This window comes from Aquirufa novilacunae (genome assembly GCF_045310505.1).
Lineage (GTDB): Bacteria > Bacteroidota > Bacteroidia > Cytophagales > Spirosomataceae > Aquirufa > Aquirufa novilacunae.
Genome location: NZ_JBEWZG010000002.1, coordinates 250790 through 269763, shown reverse-complemented (window position 1 = coordinate 269763; position 18974 = coordinate 250790). Strand labels below are relative to the sequence as shown.

Annotated in this window: 20 protein-coding genes and 1 tRNA gene; 15 read left to right on the top strand and 6 right to left on the bottom strand. The window is 38.1% G+C overall.

Annotation, left to right across the window (positions count from 1 at the left end):
• Together V7S74_RS06460 and V7S74_RS06455 are read left to right on the top strand one after the other, a co-directional pair.
• Window positions 1–1254, top strand: a complete 1254-nt coding sequence (locus V7S74_RS06460) for a nucleotide sugar dehydrogenase (RefSeq protein ID WP_406777957.1) — start codon at window positions 1–3, stop codon at window positions 1252–1254.
• A gap of 2 nt (window positions 1255–1256) precedes the next feature.
• A complete protein-coding gene (locus V7S74_RS06455) occupies window positions 1257–1733 on the top strand; it encodes a UpxY family transcription antiterminator (protein ID WP_406777956.1) in 477 nt (158 codons plus the stop codon).
• Between the two features lie 155 nt (window positions 1734–1888).
• Here V7S74_RS06455 and V7S74_RS06450 read toward each other — a convergent pair whose 3' ends face one another.
• Window positions 1889–2242, bottom strand: a complete 354-nt coding sequence (locus V7S74_RS06450) for a four helix bundle protein (RefSeq protein ID WP_406777955.1) — start codon at window positions 2240–2242, stop codon at window positions 1889–1891.
• A gap of 251 nt (window positions 2243–2493) precedes the next feature.
• Entirely contained in the window at window positions 2494–3729 is a 1236-nt protein-coding gene (locus V7S74_RS06445; RefSeq protein ID WP_406777954.1) for a nucleoside recognition domain-containing protein, read from the bottom strand.
• A gap of 49 nt (window positions 3730–3778) precedes the next feature.
• On the opposite strand from V7S74_RS06445, the gene V7S74_RS06440 reads away from it, so the two are divergent.
• The 7 genes from V7S74_RS06440 to V7S74_RS06410 all read left to right on the top strand — a co-directional run bounded on the left by V7S74_RS06440 (window position 3779) and on the right by V7S74_RS06410 (window position 9754).
• On the top strand, window positions 3779–4462 hold the full coding sequence (locus V7S74_RS06440; RefSeq protein WP_406777953.1) for a M15 family metallopeptidase: 684 nt from the start codon (window positions 3779–3781) through the stop codon (window positions 4460–4462).
• 98 nt (window positions 4463–4560) lie between these two features.
• The gene (locus V7S74_RS06435) at window positions 4561–5913 is read left to right on the top strand and encodes a TolC family protein (protein WP_406777952.1); all 1353 of its coding nucleotides are present in this window, start codon (window positions 4561–4563) and stop codon (window positions 5911–5913) included.
• A 357-nt stretch (window positions 5914–6270) separates the two neighbouring features.
• Window positions 6271–7668 (top strand): efflux RND transporter periplasmic adaptor subunit, encoded by a 1398-nt coding sequence (locus V7S74_RS06430; RefSeq protein ID WP_406777951.1) that lies wholly within the window; start codon window positions 6271–6273, stop codon window positions 7666–7668.
• A gap of 76 nt (window positions 7669–7744) precedes the next feature.
• Window positions 7745–7818, top strand: a tRNA-Asn gene (locus V7S74_RS06425).
• Window positions 7819–8037: 219 nt separating this feature from the next.
• The gene (locus tag V7S74_RS06420) at window positions 8038–8391 is read left to right on the top strand and encodes a VOC family protein (RefSeq protein ID WP_406777950.1); all 354 of its coding nucleotides are present in this window, start codon (window positions 8038–8040) and stop codon (window positions 8389–8391) included.
• 237 nt (window positions 8392–8628) lie between these two features.
• Window positions 8629–9444, top strand: a complete 816-nt coding sequence (locus V7S74_RS06415) for a helix-turn-helix domain-containing protein (protein WP_406777949.1) — start codon at window positions 8629–8631, stop codon at window positions 9442–9444.
• A gap of 67 nt (window positions 9445–9511) precedes the next feature.
• Entirely contained in the window at window positions 9512–9754 is a 243-nt protein-coding gene (locus V7S74_RS06410; protein ID WP_406777948.1) for a hypothetical protein, read from the top strand.
• A 62-nt stretch (window positions 9755–9816) separates the two neighbouring features.
• Here V7S74_RS06410 and V7S74_RS06405 read toward each other — a convergent pair whose 3' ends face one another.
• Window positions 9817–10413 (bottom strand): GNAT family N-acetyltransferase, encoded by a 597-nt coding sequence (locus V7S74_RS06405; protein WP_406777947.1) that lies wholly within the window; start codon window positions 10411–10413, stop codon window positions 9817–9819.
• 15 nt (window positions 10414–10428) lie between these two features.
• Entirely contained in the window at window positions 10429–11271 is an 843-nt protein-coding gene (locus V7S74_RS06400; RefSeq protein WP_406777946.1) for a M50 family metallopeptidase, read from the bottom strand.
• 545 nt (window positions 11272–11816) lie between these two features.
• Here V7S74_RS06400 and V7S74_RS06395 point away from each other — a divergent pair.
• The gene (locus V7S74_RS06395) at window positions 11817–12986 is read left to right on the top strand and encodes a hypothetical protein (protein ID WP_406777945.1); all 1170 of its coding nucleotides are present in this window, start codon (window positions 11817–11819) and stop codon (window positions 12984–12986) included.
• Window positions 12987–13079: 93 nt separating this feature from the next.
• Here V7S74_RS06395 and V7S74_RS06390 read toward each other — a convergent pair whose 3' ends face one another.
• Window positions 13080–13439: a hypothetical protein gene (locus tag V7S74_RS06390; RefSeq protein ID WP_406777944.1), complete on the bottom strand. Its 360-nt coding sequence runs from the start codon at window positions 13437–13439 to the stop codon at window positions 13080–13082.
• Window positions 13440–13583: 144 nt separating this feature from the next.
• Complete coding sequence (locus V7S74_RS06385; protein WP_406777943.1) at window positions 13584–14246, bottom strand: hypothetical protein; 663 nt, start codon at window positions 14244–14246, stop codon at window positions 13584–13586.
• A gap of 39 nt (window positions 14247–14285) precedes the next feature.
• On the opposite strand from V7S74_RS06385, the gene V7S74_RS06380 reads away from it, so the two are divergent.
• From V7S74_RS06380 to V7S74_RS06360, 5 genes are all read left to right on the top strand, one after another.
• Entirely contained in the window at window positions 14286–15188 is a 903-nt protein-coding gene (locus tag V7S74_RS06380; protein ID WP_406777942.1) for a CorA family divalent cation transporter, read from the top strand.
• A gap of 38 nt (window positions 15189–15226) precedes the next feature.
• Window positions 15227–15571 carry a TfoX/Sxy family protein gene (locus tag V7S74_RS06375; protein ID WP_406777941.1) on the top strand — a complete coding sequence of 115 codons (345 nt, stop codon included), beginning with the start codon at window positions 15227–15229 and terminating at the stop codon, window positions 15569–15571.
• A 12-nt stretch (window positions 15572–15583) separates the two neighbouring features.
• Window positions 15584–15820 (top strand): DUF1059 domain-containing protein, encoded by a 237-nt coding sequence (locus tag V7S74_RS06370; RefSeq protein WP_406777940.1) that lies wholly within the window; start codon window positions 15584–15586, stop codon window positions 15818–15820.
• A gap of 155 nt (window positions 15821–15975) precedes the next feature.
• The gene (locus V7S74_RS06365; RefSeq protein ID WP_406777939.1) at window positions 15976–17778 is read left to right on the top strand and encodes a serine hydrolase; all 1803 of its coding nucleotides are present in this window, start codon (window positions 15976–15978) and stop codon (window positions 17776–17778) included.
• Between the two features lie 189 nt (window positions 17779–17967).
• Window positions 17968–18819, top strand: coding sequence for an alpha/beta hydrolase (locus V7S74_RS06360; protein WP_406777938.1), 852 nt, complete (start codon window positions 17968–17970; stop codon window positions 18817–18819).
• Window positions 18820–18974 lie beyond the last annotated feature (155 nt).

Below are 18974 nucleotides of genomic sequence, written 5' to 3'. Positions count from 1 at the left end.
ATGAGTACACGGATTGCCATTATAGGCTTAGGATATGTGGGTTTTCCGCTGGCGGTGGAGTTTGGCAAGAAAATTCCTACGCTCGGTTTCGACATCGACACCAGCCGCATTGCGGAATTAAACACCGGTTTTGATCGCACGCAGGAAGTAAAGCCGGAGCAATTAAAAGCATCGGTTTCTTTGAGCTTTTCATCGAACGCGGCTGATTTAGCAGCCTGCAATACTTTTATAGTAACAGTTCCCACTCCCATTGATCACTTCAAAAAACCGGACTTAAGTCCCCTTTTGAAGGCTTCGGAAATGATTGGAAAAGCCTTGAAAAAAGGGGATTTAGTCATTTACGAATCCACGGTTTATCCGGGTTGTACGGAGGAAGATTGTGTTCCTGTTTTGGAGAAATTCTCTGGACTAAAATTCAACGAAGACTTCTTCTGTGGCTACTCGCCAGAACGAATTAATCCAGGCGACAAGGTAAATACGTTGACCAAAATCAAGAAAGTTACCTCCGGCTCCACACCTGAAATCGCCGAAAAAGTCGACCAATTATACCGTTCTATCATCACCGCCGGCACGCACAAAGCGCCTTCGATGAAAGTGGCGGAAGCTAGCAAAGCCATCGAAAACGCCCAACGCGACGTCAATATCTCCTTCGTAAACGAGCTAGCCTTGATCTTCGATCGCATGGGCATCGACACGACGGAAGTGTTAGAAGCGGCCGGAACGAAGTGGAACTTCCTGAATTTCAAACCCGGCTTAGTGGGCGGCCATTGCATCGGAGTGGACCCCTATTATTTATTGCACAAGTCCGAAAGCTTAGGCTATTACCCACAGGTGATCCTTTCTGGTCGCCGTGTGAACGATAACATGGGTATTTTCGTAGCGAATAAATTGGTCAAATTGTTGATTAATAAAGGCCAAAAAATAGGCGGCGCCAAAACCCTCATGCTTGGCATCACCTTCAAAGAAAACTGCCCGGACATCCGCAACTCACGCGTCGTGGATATCTACAAAGAACTCGTTGATTTTGGGATGGACGTAGACGTCTACGACCCATGGGCAAATGCCGCCGAAGTGAAACACGAACACGGCATCGACCTAGTTACAAAACTAGCTGATCAATACCAGGCGATTGTTTTGACCGTAGCCCACAACGAATTCTTAGACCTCCCTTTCGCCTCTTTGCGCGCCGAAAACGGGGTCATCTTCGATATCAAATCCATTCTCTCAAAAGACCTGGCTGACGCCCGATTATAAGCATGGCTTGGTACGCGATTTACACGAAATCCAGAATGGAGAAGAAAGTCTCCTTGCGCCTTCATGAGCTTGGCATCGAAGCCTATTGCCCTACTACGAAGCGCAAAAAACAATGGTCTGACCGCAAAAAATGGGTCGAAGAAGTCCTCTTCCGCTCCTACGTCTTCGTTAACATCGACCTCGAAAAGCAAAGTGGCCTCGTCCGCCGCACCTTCGGAGTCGTTAACTTCGTCTACTGGCTCCACAAACCCGCCGTCATCCAAGACGACGAAATCCTAGCCATCAAACAATTCTTATCTGACCACCTCGAAGTCGAAACCATCGGCACCACCGCAAAGATCGGCGACTACATCACCATCGAATCTGGCCCACTAACCGGCCAAACCGCGAAGATCGTCGGGCTGAAGAATAAGCACGAGGTGAGGCTTAAGATTGAGAGTCTTGGGTTTGAACTTGTTGCGGCATTAGCAGATAAATAGTTTTAAAGAATAAAGCACAGATTTAAAGCATAAAGCACAAAGAATAAAGATGGTTCAAAATTGGCAAAGCCAATTTTGATGGTTTCAGAGGTAAAAAACATTTCAAAAACGTATACCCAAAGGGTATGCCTACTTTATTCTTTGTGCTCTATTCTTTATGCTTTATTAAGAGTTTTCAACGTCGCCGTCAGTATTTTCAACAACTCTTCTAGATCTTTTAAGCCGGCATTTCCGTCTGCTTCATTGATTATTTGCGAGCGCATTAGGAGTCTTATCCAGTAATGTGTTTCCCGCGCTTCTTTATAAGAAAGAGAGATTTTGTATTTGAAATCATTGCGCGAAAAACCTCCCATGGCTTCTTCTAAATTAGCACCAATGGAGGTTGAACATCGTAACAATTGTTTTCCTAATACGAATTCTTTGTTCTCATAAATCAGTTTACGACATAGCGCGACCATTTTTAAGGAGAATTCAAAAGACTTAGTAAGGGCTGGATTTTCTGTCATCATAGTGGTTATTTGATGACAAGGTTAGGTAAATTATTTAAGCGAAACTAACAGCTTATTGATATTATTAAAGCATAAAGAATCGTTTTAAAGCACAAAGCACAAAGAATAAAGCATAAAGAATAATGGTTGTATCAAAATAGGGCTTCGCCCATTTTGATGGTTTCAGCGATAAAAGACATTTCAAATACGTATAACCAAAGGTTATTCCACCTCTATTCTCTATTCTTTATGCTCTATGCTTTAATTTGGGATTACCCGAAGAAAAGATAGCTCACAAAAATGGCTGTCAGGATCCCCACCAAATCAGCCGCCAAGCCCGCCCACAACGTGTAGCGAATATTGCGCACTTGAACGGAGCCGTAGTAAAGGGCGATGACGAAAAGTACGGTTTCTGCGGAGCCCTGGAAGACGCAAGATAGGCGGCCAGCGAAGGAGTCTGGGCCGAAGGTTTTCATCGTGTCGATCATCATGGCGCGGGAACCGCTACCTGAGACTGGGTGTAAAAGGGCGGTAGGCATCGCGTCTGTGAATCGGTTGTCGATGCCGAAGCTGTTAACGGCGAATTTCATACCGTCTACGATGAAATCTAAAACACCGGAATTACGAAGGCAAGAAATGGCTACGAGCATTCCTACGAGGTAGGGAATGATGCGGACGGAGGTTTCGAAGCCACCTTTGGCGCCTTCGACGAAGGTTCCGAAAATATCTACTTTCTTATAAAAGGCCGCGGCGATGAAGGAGAAAATGAGGGCGAAAAGGATGCCGTTGCTGAAGAGTTTGGACTGGATGTCGATTTGCTCTTTTGGGAGGCTGCTGAAGTACCATAATATACCCGCTAAAATGGCGGTGATGCTGAAAAGCCAGCCAAAAAGAACCGGGTCGAAAAGACGAATTTTTTGCTTGATCGAGACGAAGATTAAACCCGTTATGGTAGCTGCATAGGTGGCCATTAGGCAGGGAATAAAGACGTCAGAGGCATCTTGTGCGCCATAAATGGCACGCTGTGCCATAATGGAAAGAGGTATTAAAACGGGTCCGGCGCTGTGGAGCACGAGGAACATGATTTGGGCGTTTGAGGCGGTTTCTTTTTCTGGATTGATGTCCTGCAAACCTTGCATTGCTTTTAGGCCAAAAGGTGTCGCTGCATTGTCTAGACCTAACAGGTTCGCGGAGAAGTTCATGATCATTTGGCCGTGAACGGGGTGGTCTTTTGGTACTTCTGGGAAAAGACGCGAGAAGAAGGGTTGAATTTTGCGGGCTAAAAAGTGGATCGCGCCAGCCTTCTCCCCTACTTGTAAGATGCCCATGAAGAAGGCCATCACCCCGGTTAGCGGAAGTGCGACTTTCATGACCGCGACTTCGGCGGAGTCAAACATGCCGTCTACTAGGACTTTAAAGATGTCGGCGTTGCCGAAGAAAATGAATTGAATGAGGGCGACGACGAATGCGACACCGAAGAACAAAAACCAAATCCAATTTAAAGCCATAGGTTAACAGAGGTAAAAAACGATTAAATTTAGGGAAAATTCCGTCAAAATGAAGAGACATTTCGCTAAAGCAGGAATTATCCTACTACTTAGCCTATCACTAAAAGCACAAAAAACGACTTGCGCTGCCGAGCTTTCCATGCAAAAGCAGGGCCTTCAAGAGGTCACCGCACAGGTTCCGGGCGTGTTAGTGGAATTAAAATATGCGACAACTGATAATTTTATGGGCAAGGACGTGTACGGTTGTTTGACGCACGCGTATTTGCAAAAAGAGACGGTGGCGATGCTGAAGAAGGCGCAGGAGAATTTGGAAAAAGCGCATCCTGGTTATCATTTGTTGATTTATGATGCGGCGAGACCGCTTTCGAAGCAGTGGGAACTTTGGAATACATTAACCCAGTTTACGCCTGAAAAGCGTCGTACGTATGTGGCTGATCCGAAAGAGCATTCGATTCATAATTATGGAAGCGCGATCGATTTAACAGTGGCGGATGAGAAAGGAAAGCCGCTGGAGATGGGGACGAAATATGATTTTTTTGGCGAAATGGCCTATCCGAAAGAGGAAGCGAGGCTGTTAAAAGCAGGGAAATTATCGGCTAAGGCTTTGGCAAATCGCCTCATCCTACGTAAAGCGATGACCCAGGCCGGTTTTATGCCCATCGAATATGAGTGGTGGCATTTTAATGCGTTCTCCCGAAAAGTGGCCAAAGAAAAATTTCAAGTAATACCTTAAACGGCGATTTTATCCTGAACCCTTGCCGTTTATCCTAAAATCAGGAGGGGCTTTCCGGGGAATGTTTACCTTTGCATACATTATTTTATTGTCGACCTATGTACTTAAAAATAGTTAGTCTTACCTCCCTACTTTTCGTTAGCGGAATGCAGGTGAATGCTCAGAGCGCTTCGGCGATTCAGGCAAACGCAAATACGGTGCAGCTATCGCTTACAAAGGCGGTGGAAATCGCGTTGCAACATAACCTAAACGTGAAGTCGTACGAGGTGAGTTTGCGCAATGCACAATTGCAATTTCAGCAGTCTAAGAACAACGCGCTGCCTAATTTAAGTGCGAATATTAATCAGTCGGCGAGTTTTGGCCGGAGTATTAACCCCTTCACGAACGGTTACGATTCGCGAAATATCAATTATAATAACTTAGGTTTAAACGCGGGAATGCTTCTTTTTAATGGGGGCCAAATCCGTAACACGGTTCTGCAGAACGATTATAACTTAAAGGCATCGCAAGAAGATTTAGCATCCATCAAGGAAAATATTTCGCTTCAAGTCGTGCTTTCGTATTTAGCCATTCTGAATTCAGAGGATCAATTAAGCATTGCAAAGACGCAAACAGAGATCACAAAATTACAGATCACACGCACCGAAAAATTAGTGAATGCGGGCTCTTTAGCCCCATCCAACCTATTGGATTTGAAGGCGCAATTAGCGAGTGAAGAGTCGAATGTGGTGAATTTCCAGAGTTCTTTGGACCTAAATAAACTGACTTTACTTCAATTGTTGAATGATTCGAGCATCTCGGCGATCGAATTACAGCGCATTCAGGTTCCTGCGCCTAGTTCAAGTGGCTATGATACGGGAATTGAGGATTTATATGCCAAAGCCCTAGCCATTCAACCCCTCGTTAAAGCGGCTGACTTGCGCGTTCAGAGTGCATTAAAAGGCATTTCGGTTGCGAAAGCAGGGACACTACCTACCCTATCATTTAGCGCGAGCATGTCGGCTAACCAGTCGAATGCGTTAACGATGGGTTATTTTGATCAGCTAAATAACACCCAAAACAAGGTGCTTTCCTTAGGCTTAAACATTCCTATCTTTACGCGTTTTGCAGCTAAAACAAGAATTGCTCAAGCAGGTTTACAACGTGAGAACGCGTCTATAGAAGCAGCAAAAGCACGCCAAAACTTGCGCCAAAACATCGAGCAAGCTTACGTGAACTTAAATAACGCAGCGATGAAATACGAGGCAGGCCTTTCACAGGTATCTGCTTTAGAAGAATCCTTCCGCGCGGCTGAGAGCCGTTTCGGAGCTGGAACCATCGACTTCGTGAGTTATAACTTACAAAAAACGAATTTAGATAAAGCGCGCTTGAGCTTGATTCAATCGAAATATGACTTCGTGTTTAGAACGAAGATTTTAGATTTTTATCAGGGGAAAGCGCTCACATTTTAAAAGCGAAGCTTTTGAAATGTGAAGTCGTCCTACGGACTTAGTCGCGACTATGTCGCCTAGTCAAAGAGTCTAAAAGTGACCCATTGACTAAGTCACGAAGTCGACTAAGTTGCGAAGCAACGACTAAGTCCGCAGGACGACTAAGCGACGCAGTCGCGACAAAAAGAATGAATTTTAAACAATAAATAAAGTCACAGAGACTAAGACGAAGTCTACTAAATTGCGTAGCAATGACTAAGCCGCAGCGCGGCGACTAGTTTGCGAAGCAATGACTAAGTCCGAAGGACGACTTAGCGACGCAGTCGCGACTAAGTCACGAAGTGACGACTAACGAGCGGCGAAGCCGCGACTATAATTATGGCAACAAACAACAACAGTAAGCGGACTTGGATGATCATCGGAGGCGCGGTGGTATTAATTTTTGGTGGATTATTTCTAGCCAAAAAAATGGAGTGGATCGGCAAGGTCGAGCCTACGGAAGTAGAATTCGCGAAGGCATCTCGTTCGACGATCATTGAAAAGGTTTCCGCGTCTGGAAAGATCCAACCAGAGGTAGAGGTGAAATTATCACCGGATGTTTCTGGGGAAATTGTTTCCTTGAACGTGGCGGAAGGCGATTCAGTGGTAGCTGGTCAGGAATTATTAAAGATTCGTCCAGATAACTACGTATCTCTTTTAGCACGAGCGGAAGCGCAAATGAATGCGACGAAAGCAAACATGGAGCAAAGCAAGGCGGTATTAGCCCAAAGCGAAGCACGTCTTTCGAAAGCGAAAATCGACTACGATCGTAACGCGAAATTGCACAAGGACAAGGTGATTTCTGATGCGGATTTTGACCAATTTGTCTCGGCTTATACCGTAGCTAAACAAGATTTAGAAGCAGCAAAAGCAAATGTGAACGCAGCTAACTATAACGTGAAATCGTCTCAGGCGACTTTGAAAGAAGCGAAAACAAACTTAACGAAAACGACGATTTATGCACCTCAAAGCGGTATCATCTCGAAGTTGAACGTTGAATTAGGTGAGCGTGTCGTAGGAACTTCGCAGATGGCGGGTACTGAAATGTTGCGTATCGCGAACCTGAATAAAATGGAAGTACGCGTGAATGTAAACGAAAATGACATCACACGTGTGAGCATCGGTGATACGGTGTTAATTGATGTGGATGCCTTCTCTTCTAGCGAGCGCAAGTTCAAGGGGGTTGTTTATGAGATTGCGAGTTCAGCGAATTCAAGTGGAACGGCTTCTGCAGTTTCAAATGATGCGGTGACGGAATTTGAAGTAAAGATTCGCGTTCTGCGTTCTTCTTATGCAGACTTGATCAAGGGTAAATTATCGTATCCATTAAAGCCGGGAATGACGGCGTCTGTGGAGATTTTGACAAACAGAAAGGACAATACCTTAACGGTTCCCTTATCGTCTGTGACAACGCGCGAAATAGGTGCAGTAGCAGAGGGTGAGAAGAAAGAAGAGGATGGAACGAATTCGACGAATGCGAATGATGCTTTGGAGGCCAAAAAACGCAAAGAAAACACCAAAGAAGTCGTTTTCGTCATGGAAAAAGGCAAAGCGAAGATGATCCAAGTGAAAACAGGCATCTCTGATTTCGAAAACATCGAAATCGTATCTGGCTTGAAAGACGGTCAAGAGATCATCGCAGGTCCATACGCGACAGTAGCTAAGAAGTTGAAAGAAGGAGACTTAGTAAAGAAAAAGGATCCGAAAGCAGCAGAAAAGGCCGCTGACAAGAAATAAATTGAAAAAAAACAGGGGGCTATCTTGCATTTAATGATTTAGCCCCCTATTTTTGCAGTCCCAATAGGAACAAAATTCCTTCTTAGCTCAGTTGGTTAGAGCACATGACTGTTAATCATGGGGTCCCTGGTTCGAGCCCAGGAGAGGGAGCAATAATGATAAAAAGGTTATACTTTTATAGTGTAACCTTTTTTATGTTTTATGGATAAGCTAGTTCAATTCCTTAAAAAGTACCGAAATGAAGTTATTGTGGGCGTACTTGTATTTCTCTTCTTGATTTTCAGAGATGTAATTAAGTCCTTCATTTAAAATTGCGGGAGGTTATGCCCTTGATTTTCTGATATTCTCGAAAATTAATAATCAATGCAAATGACATATAAGGCACTATTTCTAAGTCCAATGATACCTTCAACGAATCTTACAGAAACAGCAAATTTCTTTAGAGATACATTAGATTTTTCAATTGATTTGGACAACGAAGTTTATGTAGTATGTCAGAAAGACAATCTAACTATTCATCTTTTAAGAGCAGGACAAGAAATTGGAGAAATGGAATTGTTCTTGGAAGTTGACAATGTTGATACTTTGTGGTCTACAATCAAAGACAAGTTGATGGGTTTAAAATATAAAGAGCCCTTTAATCAAGAATATGGTATGCGTGAAATTCACATATGCATTCCACATACAAACGCTCTTTTATTCATTGGACAAAAAATACACTAATTTTTGAATCTCGATTCGAAATTAAACCACCTGCAAATTTGCACGAAGTTCAACCCTTTAATTTCTTAATAGTAAAAAACTCAATCATCGCATGATAGTTGCATCTTTCGTCGAAAAGGGGAGCAAGAGTGCACAAGGCGACAGAAATGTCGCCTTTTTTGTTGTCCATCAGTGAGTTAGGCGTGCTGCATCTTTTGATTTTTCTTTAATTAACTTTATGACAAATCTCTCTCTTTTGTGATAAAGACAATAGCGCCATCTTCTCCAATTCTGAAAAAGTATATTGAATGCTTCTATATTTTTGAAGGAAAGTCTAAAACCTCATTCAGTTATGTAGCATTTCCCCATTTCAATACAGGACTTTCATTTTTCAAGGGAGCATCTATTCATAGACAAAATTGGTCTCTTCAAATTTCGGAGAACACCGATGTGGGAATACACATTGAAATACTTGGAAAATACACTACACCCGTATTTGTTGAATACAAAGGACAATTAAAGGAAATTTCTATTGTATTCAAACCACTAGGATTGAATCGATTTTTCAAGGATAATTATCTTTCAATGGCACCTAAATTTTCCCAAGAATTAAAGAATGATGTCTGGCGACATTTGGGAGAAAGTTTATTTTCAAGTGACGATGATATTAGTATAATCGAGTCATTTTTGCTTTCTCAATTTTGGGACAATCAAGAAGTATCCAATATTGAAAATTCGTTGACATTATTAGAAAATAGTAATGAGCAAATTTCTATTTCTGATATTGCAATCAAGGTGGGACTAAATCTAAAAACTTTTCAAAGACATTTCCAAAAACATATGGGTTGTAGTCCTGTGGATTATCGTAGAATTTGTAGATTTAGAAGCTCATTGACCAACAAATTGAATAATACACAATTAAAGAATTTGACAGAAATAACCTATGAAGAAGGTTATTATGACCAGTCTTATTTAATTAAGGAGTTTCGAAAAATTACAAATCACAACCCTAAAGACTTTTTTAAGTCAGCAAGTAAAGTGGATGGAGATAAAATTATTTGGGAAATTAAGTAGTGTCTTAAAAGTACAATTCTTATCAAATATTGACTTTTAATTTTGGGATAAATTAAACGACATCTCAATGAAAACATCATTTAACAAATTCCTCTACATTGGTTTTTTACTTTTAGGATTATTTCAAGCATTTTTTTCTAAAGATTATATGCAAGCAGCGTCGTCTCTTGGTATTGGACTGGCATTTGACCCATTCAATCCAGAACAAAAATGGAATGACAGACCAACTTGGCAAAAGGCTGTTTTGATAATTCACCTTGGGTTGGTTGCTGCTATGTTTGGCTTTGGAATTGGAAAATTTGACAAATAGTTAATTATATCTAATTATGAATTGGTGGATATATTTATGTTTTACATTATGTTTTTTATTTTTTATATAGTTTTCTTCATTCGATAGAATCCATTGTTTGAAAACATAATTTTATGACGTGATATTTCGATAAAGCCTTGTCTTTCATATAATTTTTTAGCTTTAGGGTTATCAAAAGCAACATCTAACCATAATGAATTAATGGATTGCTTAATTGAATATTCCTCAACATAATTCATCAATTTAGTCCCAATACCTTCACCTCGTGAAGATGAATCAACAGAAATGTTTTGTATATAAATTCCATCAATTGCTGATTTATCATTGATTGATTTTAAAAAAAGAGATTTAAACCAAAGTACGATAAGCTCTCTAGTGGAGAACACCTTAGTGAATGCTTGATTTTCTAATTTTTTATCTAAATTCTTGGGAGCATAAAACAGAAGTAATCCTTTGATTTCGTCTTCGCTACTTTTGTAAACCAGGACATTTTGAAATGAAAACACATTATCTGTTCTCTCAACAAGGTCTTTAATTTTTGGAATGGCAACTGTTCTTTCTCCAAAAATAAAAGGGATTATATTGTCTGTTTCAAATATAAGTCGGGCAATCTCGAATGTATTATCTGATGAATTTGCAAAATTTATGACAGTGTTCATAGTTTAATTAGTTAACTAATTTATCGATAGGCTATTCCATATATTTACGGGTACGATTTCCTTATAGGTTAGTAATTTTTCTTTTATCAAGGCAGCTTTCTCTGAGTTTCCTAGTTCTTCATAGTGCTTGAACTCAAAATAATATCCCCAAAACTGGACAATAGGTTCAGTATCAGATTGAATTAAACATAACTTTTCTGTAGAAAGATTTTTATAATGATTATCTATCAATAACTGGCTAGTGGTTTCAATATAAGATTGTTCAATTTCACCAGTTTTACCTTTGTCATATAAACGTTGCATCCTTTTCCTATCAGTGAAAAAATTGCCCGATTTTTCAGGAATAGTGGTAGCAAAAAATAACCCAGTTGAAATAATTCCTATGATGCCAAAACTTGAATTAAATAAGGTATTCGAATATATAAATAGGGTGATAAACAATAGGCCGAACACCAAAGAAAAAATAGGTCCTGCAATTAAAATCAATGCAAACTGCTCTTTTAGTTTATTCGTAATTTGTATAGGAGAAGATGCAGCAACCCCACCAAAATATTGTAATTCTTTATTAAGGTAAAATTTTATCTTATCATCTTGTCTTTTAATACCTAAGAAGGCAACTACAAAAAGCTGAAGTTTAAAACCTTGAATTAAACCTGCAACCAAATGCCCTAGTTCGTGTAAGAAAATGGCAAGAAAGGGGCAAATAATTACGGATATAAAAAAGATAACGGATTCTGAGTTAGTGGTCGGGAATAACTTATAGATAATATCTTTTGGGATCAGATAATATGCACTAAGCATTATCCCTACCCCCATTACCATCCCAATCAAACTTTCCTTAAATATTTTTTTATTCATATACCTTATGAAATTTGTAATCAAAAATAAAAGGCATTTAATTATTGACCATAAACGAATACATAAATGGTTAAATAGAAGGTTTAATGTGTTTTATTGAACCCTCTACCTGCAAATTTTCACGAAGTTCAACCTTTTAATTTTCTAATATTCACATACTCAATCATCGCATTATAGCTGCATCTTTCGTTGAAAAGGGGAGCAAGCTGGAAAGTCACTAGAAATAGTGACTTTTTTGTTTATAATCGATCTCTATTTCGTCTATTCATCGATTTTTGTGGTTCAAGCTCAGTAGAAGATTTAGTATATTTTTCACGATTTTTGTTGAGGGGTTTACTGGTGAATTTCGTTTTGTGCCAAGAATGTACCAAGAGCTCCAATTAGTCAATAAATACTAAATCGCTTTTCTTCAATTCTAGTTAGGCTATTAAATAAAAGCACCATTGATCTGTGTGGGGGAAAGAGAGGTCTTTTAATACTTTTTAACAGAAACAATTATTCGTGGTTGAAATTTTGAATTAATTTGATATTTCAAAAATCAAAAAATGGGAAAAACTTTATTCATCCTTTTATTTTTTATAATAAAAGTCCAGGGGCAAATCGATATGAAGCCAGAAGCTCAGATTTCATTTGCAAAAGAAAAGAAACCGCATAGCTATTATGTCAAACAAGGGGAGCTTTGGTGGGATGAAGTTGTTAAAAGCCCCAAATCTGAAAATAATTGGTTTAATTATTACCGGGCTTGTCGCAATGCTCAAGGAACAAATGATTGGAAGGATGATTTTTTAAAAGAGTCAAATTCGATGCGGCTTGGAAGTGAAATTGTTAAGTTAATGGAGTTACATATTCCAGATACGTTTACTTATAATTATGTAAAAGGATCAACGAGTGGAGTTGATCCTGCAGCGGGCAAATATTTATTAAAGGCGTATAATATTAATCCCGACTTTGAGGGCATTGATTCGGATGTAATAACGTATGCTGTCAGTTCGTTTGATTTTTCACTGAGAGAAAAAGTAAACAACTATTGGTTTAAAAAAAATGACATTTCTATTGCCCAACTGTCATATGCTTATAATGTTTTATCGTCAGTTGGCGAAAATGGGATATTATTAACTGAACATGATAATGATACTTATCCTATTTGGATGCTACAGGATGTTTTCGGTTTTCGTAAAGATGTTCTGGTCATAAATATTGATTTTTTACTGCTGGAGAGTTTCAGAGAAGTTAATTTCAAACAATTGCATATCCCTAAAATCGATCTTGTCTCCACTAATATTAACGAATATGGCCTTAATTGGAAGTCAGTAATGAATCATTTGTTGCTTAATTACAATCATGTTAGACCTTTGCATGTAGCCTTGACTGTAAATCCGAAATTATATGAAAATCATAACGAACAATTATTTTTAATTGGCCTAACCAAGAAATTTTCAAGAAAACAAATTCCAACTAGTGTATTAAATGGACATCTTGTCTCGAATGTATTTTTATTTGATTACTTAAGAATAGATTTGACAGGCAAAATGATGAATCATCAAGTTAATGCACCCAATGAGAATTATCTAAAACTTCTAGAGGATGTTTGCCGGTATTTTCGCAAAAACAAGCGACTACAAGAAATGAATAGAGTAAAGGAATTATTGAATTTAATAGGCTCCAGTACAAGCAAAACAGCTGTAAAGTCAAAAACTAAGAACACTTTTCGATAAAAAAGGTTTATGCTTGAATAATATTTGGAGCTTAGTGGAAGTAGAAAACTGACTGTTTAAAAATCTAGATTATACCGAAATAATTTTACGTAATTAATTTTTATACCCCATTGATAAACCTGTATCACCTTTTACTTTAAGTTTTAAGGACACTTCTTCATTATTGTTATTCTCAATTCTCAATGAGGTATTTTTGTCTACATTCACCTTTACACTTGATGAAGGTTTTAAGTTTATGGGGGAATGTCGCCCCCCGTCAATTGGATACTGCCAAATTTGTAATTCTACATTTGAAGTGTTTGTAACATTGATATAGAATTTACCATGTACGTTATTGCCTAATATAAATACATCATTTGCCTTGATAAATGTGGTGGAGTTAAGCGATTTAAATGGAAGGCAGGACATTAAATTAAATGCCAAAATAAAAAGGAATGGATATAATATTCTCATGGATTACAATTGATTAATCAATGTAGGAAATTATTTACAATTTTAATCCTGAAAATTCAGGATCGTCATATGCTCAAAATTTGAATTTTAATTGCATTTTTTGTTAAAAGGCCATTTGTGGTTCGAGCTCGGTAGAGCCGTAAATTAGTTTAGGTTCAATCCCAATGCCAGCCCTAACCAAGGCTTTTGATTATAAATCCATTGACTTGAATTTTTGTCTAGCAAATTATCAAATCCGTAGGCCACTCCAACGGTAAAATTGTTAATAGCAATAATGCCGGCGATGCCTTTGGAAAAAGTAATACCCTGGTATTCATAAGGGATTAATCCTTGACTAACATCGCTGTTAATCACCGAATTACCCAAACCCACAAAACCCCCAATGGAAAAGCCATAGTGGTCGATTTTCCGCTTGAATCGGTTGGTAGGAGTTTTCTCAAAATTTACCTGAAAGTAATCTTTTCGCTTACCTACATACAAGGCCGCATTAATTTCACTTGTTAATTGTGCGGGTATTCCAGATTGACTTACCCGATACTTAACAGGTATGGCAAGTACATCTAAATCAAAAGTTGATTTTTGGAAGGCAAAATTACTGGGTTGTGAAGTGGTGCTTAGGGGGAGAGAATTTAATTGTTTCCCGCCGTTTTCAGAAAATACGAACAGTGTATCGTTTTGAGTTTCAATAAACACGTTCTCTTGATTTGTTTGGTAGACCCCATCCTGTAAACCAAATTTCGGGGTATTTCGAATGACACCACAACTTCCAAGAAGAAAAATGAAGGAGATATAAACGAGTAAGCGCATATTTGAGTAGATTTCGAAAGCAAGTTAAAAATTTTAAAAATGGCAATTACTCTGTTTGAAAATATAGCACATAATTTAATTTGGGTTGACGTTACCGCCCCTACATCAAATGAATTATCGGAACTAAGCAAAACCTATGATTTAAACCATTTTGCTTTATCTGCGTGTTTACAGCCAGACCATTTGCCTAAGCACGAGGATATAGAAGGGACTCATTTTATTATTACCAGGGTATTAATGCCGATTCGCAGTAGTAAGGCCGTTTCTATACAATCCATTTCCACTAAAATAGCTTTTTTCTACAGACCGGGAGTATTAATTACGATCCATCGAATTCCACATGATTTCATCGAGGATGTTCGAGTGCGTTTTTTCGATAAAGGACAATTTAAATTAGTGGAGTCGATTGTTGCGAAATTGTTGTGGCACATCTTACACTCCTACGAATTGCCCGCGGTAGGGCTTTCATCAGAATTAGATGAATTTGAGAATAGGGTTTTTTCACAAAACCTTACCCCTCAAATGTTGTCAGAATTATATCAGATCAAACGTAAAGCCTTGATGAGTAAGAAACTCTTATTATTCAGTCAAGAGGCAATAAGTTCTGTCAAATTACCATCAACAAAATCAGACGACTTACAAGATTCGCGAGACCTACACGTAAAGCTCCTAAACATTTATGACCAAATTCACGAAGATGTGTCCAATTTGGTGAATTTTTACCTCTCCATTTCGGCACAGAAAACGAATGATGTCATCAAAGTATTAACCATCTTTTCCGTGTTTTTTATGCCCCTTACCTTTGTGGTTGGAATTTACGGTATGAATTTTGAGTATATGCCAGAGTTGAAAATGCGTTATGGTTATCCTATACTTCTAGGCATTATGGTACTTTTAAGTGTCGGAATTTATTTGTGGTTTAGGAAGAAAAGGTGGTTATAAAGTAAACCAATGTATATCTATTTGATTAAACTATTGAAATGGCCTATTCTGAATACCAAGCGGACCGCATTAGAGAACGATTAAAAGGAATCTCCTATTCTGAAAAGAGAATGATGGGAGGACTCATTTTTATGGTTCGAGACGCCATGTGTGTGGGCTTGGATTTTGATAAAAAAGCAAATGAAGATAGATTGATGGTTCGTGTTGGGAAATTGCAATATGAGCATTTGTTGAACTACCAAGGAAGCGTTGCCATGAATTTTACAGGCCGCGAAATGCGTGGATTTTTATTTATCAATGCTTCTTTTTTTGATCAAGAAGATCAATTGGATTTTTGGATACAAAAAGGATTAGAATTCAACCAATTATTAACACAAGAATAATACAAATACGATATGAAAAAAATGACTTGCAAACAGCTCGGCGGAGCTTGTGATGTTGAATTTGTAGGAGAGTCCTTTGATGAAATTGCCACCCAAAGTAAAAAACATGGGATGGAAATGTTTCAAATTGGGCATCAGGCCCATATAGAAGCCATGAATGAGATGCAAAAGATGATGAAAGAGCCATCTGATTTTGCTAAATGGTTTGAAAGTAAAAAGGAGGAATTTAATAAGCTAAACAATATTTAACCCTTCAATTTCCTGATAGTCACATACACAATCATCGCATTATAGTTGCATCTTTCGTCGAAAAGGGGAGCGAGAGTGCAAAAGGCGACAGAAATGTCGCCTTTTTTGTTGTCTATTAGTGAGTTAGGTGTGCTGCATCTTTATATATTTACTCAATGAAAAAACTTTTAATCATCGGCTTTATCCTTATTGCTTTTCAAACATCCGCTCAATCAAATTCTGATAAAGATAAAATGAAACAAGTTGAAAACAACTTAATTCCTTTTGTCCCAGTTAAAGACTTTAAAGGCTGGAATATATTGGATAGAATGAAATACTATGGTGTTCCTGGAGTAAGTATTGCGGTTATCAAAGACTATAAAATCGATTGGGCAAAAGGATACGGATTCGCCGATACCATTCAAAAAATACCTGTTACAACAGAAACCATGTTTTCGGCAGGCTCAATCAGCAAGTTTTTAATGGCAATTACTGCATTAAAAATGGTTGAGAATGGTCAAATGGAATTAGATAGGCCGATTAACAACTACCTAACTTCTTGGAAAATTGCGGAAAATGAGTTCACGCAAAAGACACCTGTTACCTTAAGAATGTTACTTAGCCATTCTAGTGGTACATCACAATCATCCTATTTTGGATTTACTCCAAATGAACCCTTACCAAGCATTGTTGAAATTTTAAGTGGTGCAAAAATAGCCGGGACGCGTGGTGTGGTTGTAAATAGTGAACCGAATAAAGAGTTTCGTTATTCTGGAGGAGGGAGTATGATTGCCCAAATGGCGTTAATGGATGTTTCAAAACTAAGTTTTGCCAATCTGACTAAAGAGGCTCTTTTTGATAAACTAGGAATGGCTAATTCTACTTTTGAGCAACCTGTGCCCTTGAAATATAAGAAACAAAGCGCTTGGGCCTATTCCAATGCGTCTTGGTTTAAAGGGATGCCTTATGTGTATCCACAACAAGCAGCTGCAGGACTTTATACTACTCCAACAGACCTCGCAAAAATCTTTATAGATGTTCAGAAATCTTATTTGGGCAAAGGTAAAATTTTGGGACAATCAATGACAAAGCAAATGCTTACTCCTCAAAAGATTGTTTCTGATGGAGCATATAAAGAAAATATCGGTATAGGTCCTTTTTTAATTCAAAGAACGGATAACAAAAACCCAAATGGCGTTTATTTTGAGTTTACAGGAGTGAATGCAGGATTTTTAGCTTATGGTATTGCAAGTGTAACAGGAGGAAATGGGGTAGTTATTATGCTTAATTCTGGAGACGATGTGAATGGCTTAGGTAAAGAAATTAGACGGGCTATTGCTAAGGTTTATAATTGGAATAACTTTTTACCGGAGGAAATCGAACCTATGAAATTAGGAGACCAAGCACTAAATAAATTGTCAGGTAGGTATAGAATGGGAACTGATGAAGTTCTTTATCTACGGAAAGAGAATGATTATTTAGTTGAAAATATCAATGAAGGAAACAATATTTATTGCTTTCCAATTTCTAAAGACACTATCGTTTTTACAGACTATAATATTAAAGCGGGCTTTAAATTTAACCAAAATGGGGAAGTCGTCTCGTTACAAAACGTATATCAAGAAAAGCCCATGCTTAAAATGAGAGATGACGAATTCTCTCCGAGTGAATATTTGAAAATGAAGAACTATGTAGAGGCTAAAAAGGCTTATTCTGCAATGAAAATGAATGAATACCAAATTACCTATTTGGCCTATGACCTCATGAATAAAAAGGCGTTGGATTTAGAAGCTGTTAAAACGATTTTAGATATTGCCCTTGACCAACACCCCAATTCATCTATTGTTTATAGTCGTTTGGGTGATTATTATTTAAAATTAAAAGACAAACAGAATGCGATTAAAAATTACACGAGGGCTATTGGAATTGACCCGAGTGATGAAAACAGCAAAGAAATTTTGAAGAAACTAATCCTTTAATTTCATTATAGTCACATACTCATACATCGCATTATAGCCGCATCTTTCGTCGAAAAGGGGAGCAAAAGTGCACAAGGCGACAGAAATGTCGCCTTTTTTGTTGTCCGTCAGTGAGTTAGGTGTACTGCATCTTTTGATTTTTGATGGAATTTATTTTTCTTACGCTACAAAAAATTAAATTTAATTGTAATGAAGAAATTATTAGTCATTGGGGTATTATTCCTATCTCAAACTCTTTTTGCACAGCACCCTTTAACAAAGGATATGACGGCAAAGTTTGAATTGAATTCAAAATCAAATAATACAAAATATACTTTAGAGGTTTCTCTTCCAGAAACCTACACTCCGAGTAAGAAGTATCCCGTTTATTACATCTTAGATGGGTATTATGCAGCTGGGATTGCACACGGAGCACATCGAACGCTGATGTTTGAAAAGCTTATTGAGGATGTAATTGTGGTAACGATTACTGGTCCTGAAAAAACGACAAGTGAGTGGTTAATAAATAGATGGTCGGATTATACATTTTCAGCTGATACATTGAATGATGTTGGTGCGGCAAAAATTTTCAATTTACCTGCAGGTAGCCTTCATTCAGGTAAGGGATACCAGTTTTTAGAATCATTAACCAAAGAAATCTTCCCTTTGATTGAAACAAAATACAGTTTTAATGGGCAACGTGGAATTTCAGGTCATTCTTTAGGCGGACAATATGTTGCCTATCTTATGTTTAACTCGGCGATTTTATTTAATCGTTTTGGAATAAACAGCTCTTCCCAACGCCTTTGGTTAAATAATGAAATTATAAGAGTTGAGAGCAAGTATGCAGAAACACATAAAGAGTTTAACGGAAGGGTATTTCTGTCCTTTGGAGGTTTAGAACCTAAAAATGCCATAGAAGATTTAAGATATTTTGACAATCAATTGATAAGTCATTATAAAAATATCGAAACAAAATTTGTGGAATTTCCTGAAGAAACACACGCATCTGTAATGTCCGCAATGTTAAGTCGATGTATGCTTTATTTGTATAAAAAGTAACTACTTGTAAATTTTCAAAAAGCTAATATTTCAATTTCCTAATAGTCACATACTCAATCATCGCATTATAGCTGCATCTTTCGTCGAAAAGGGGAGCAAATAAAAAAGAAAAAGGGTTATACTTTGATAGTATGACCCTTTTTTATTATTTGCTC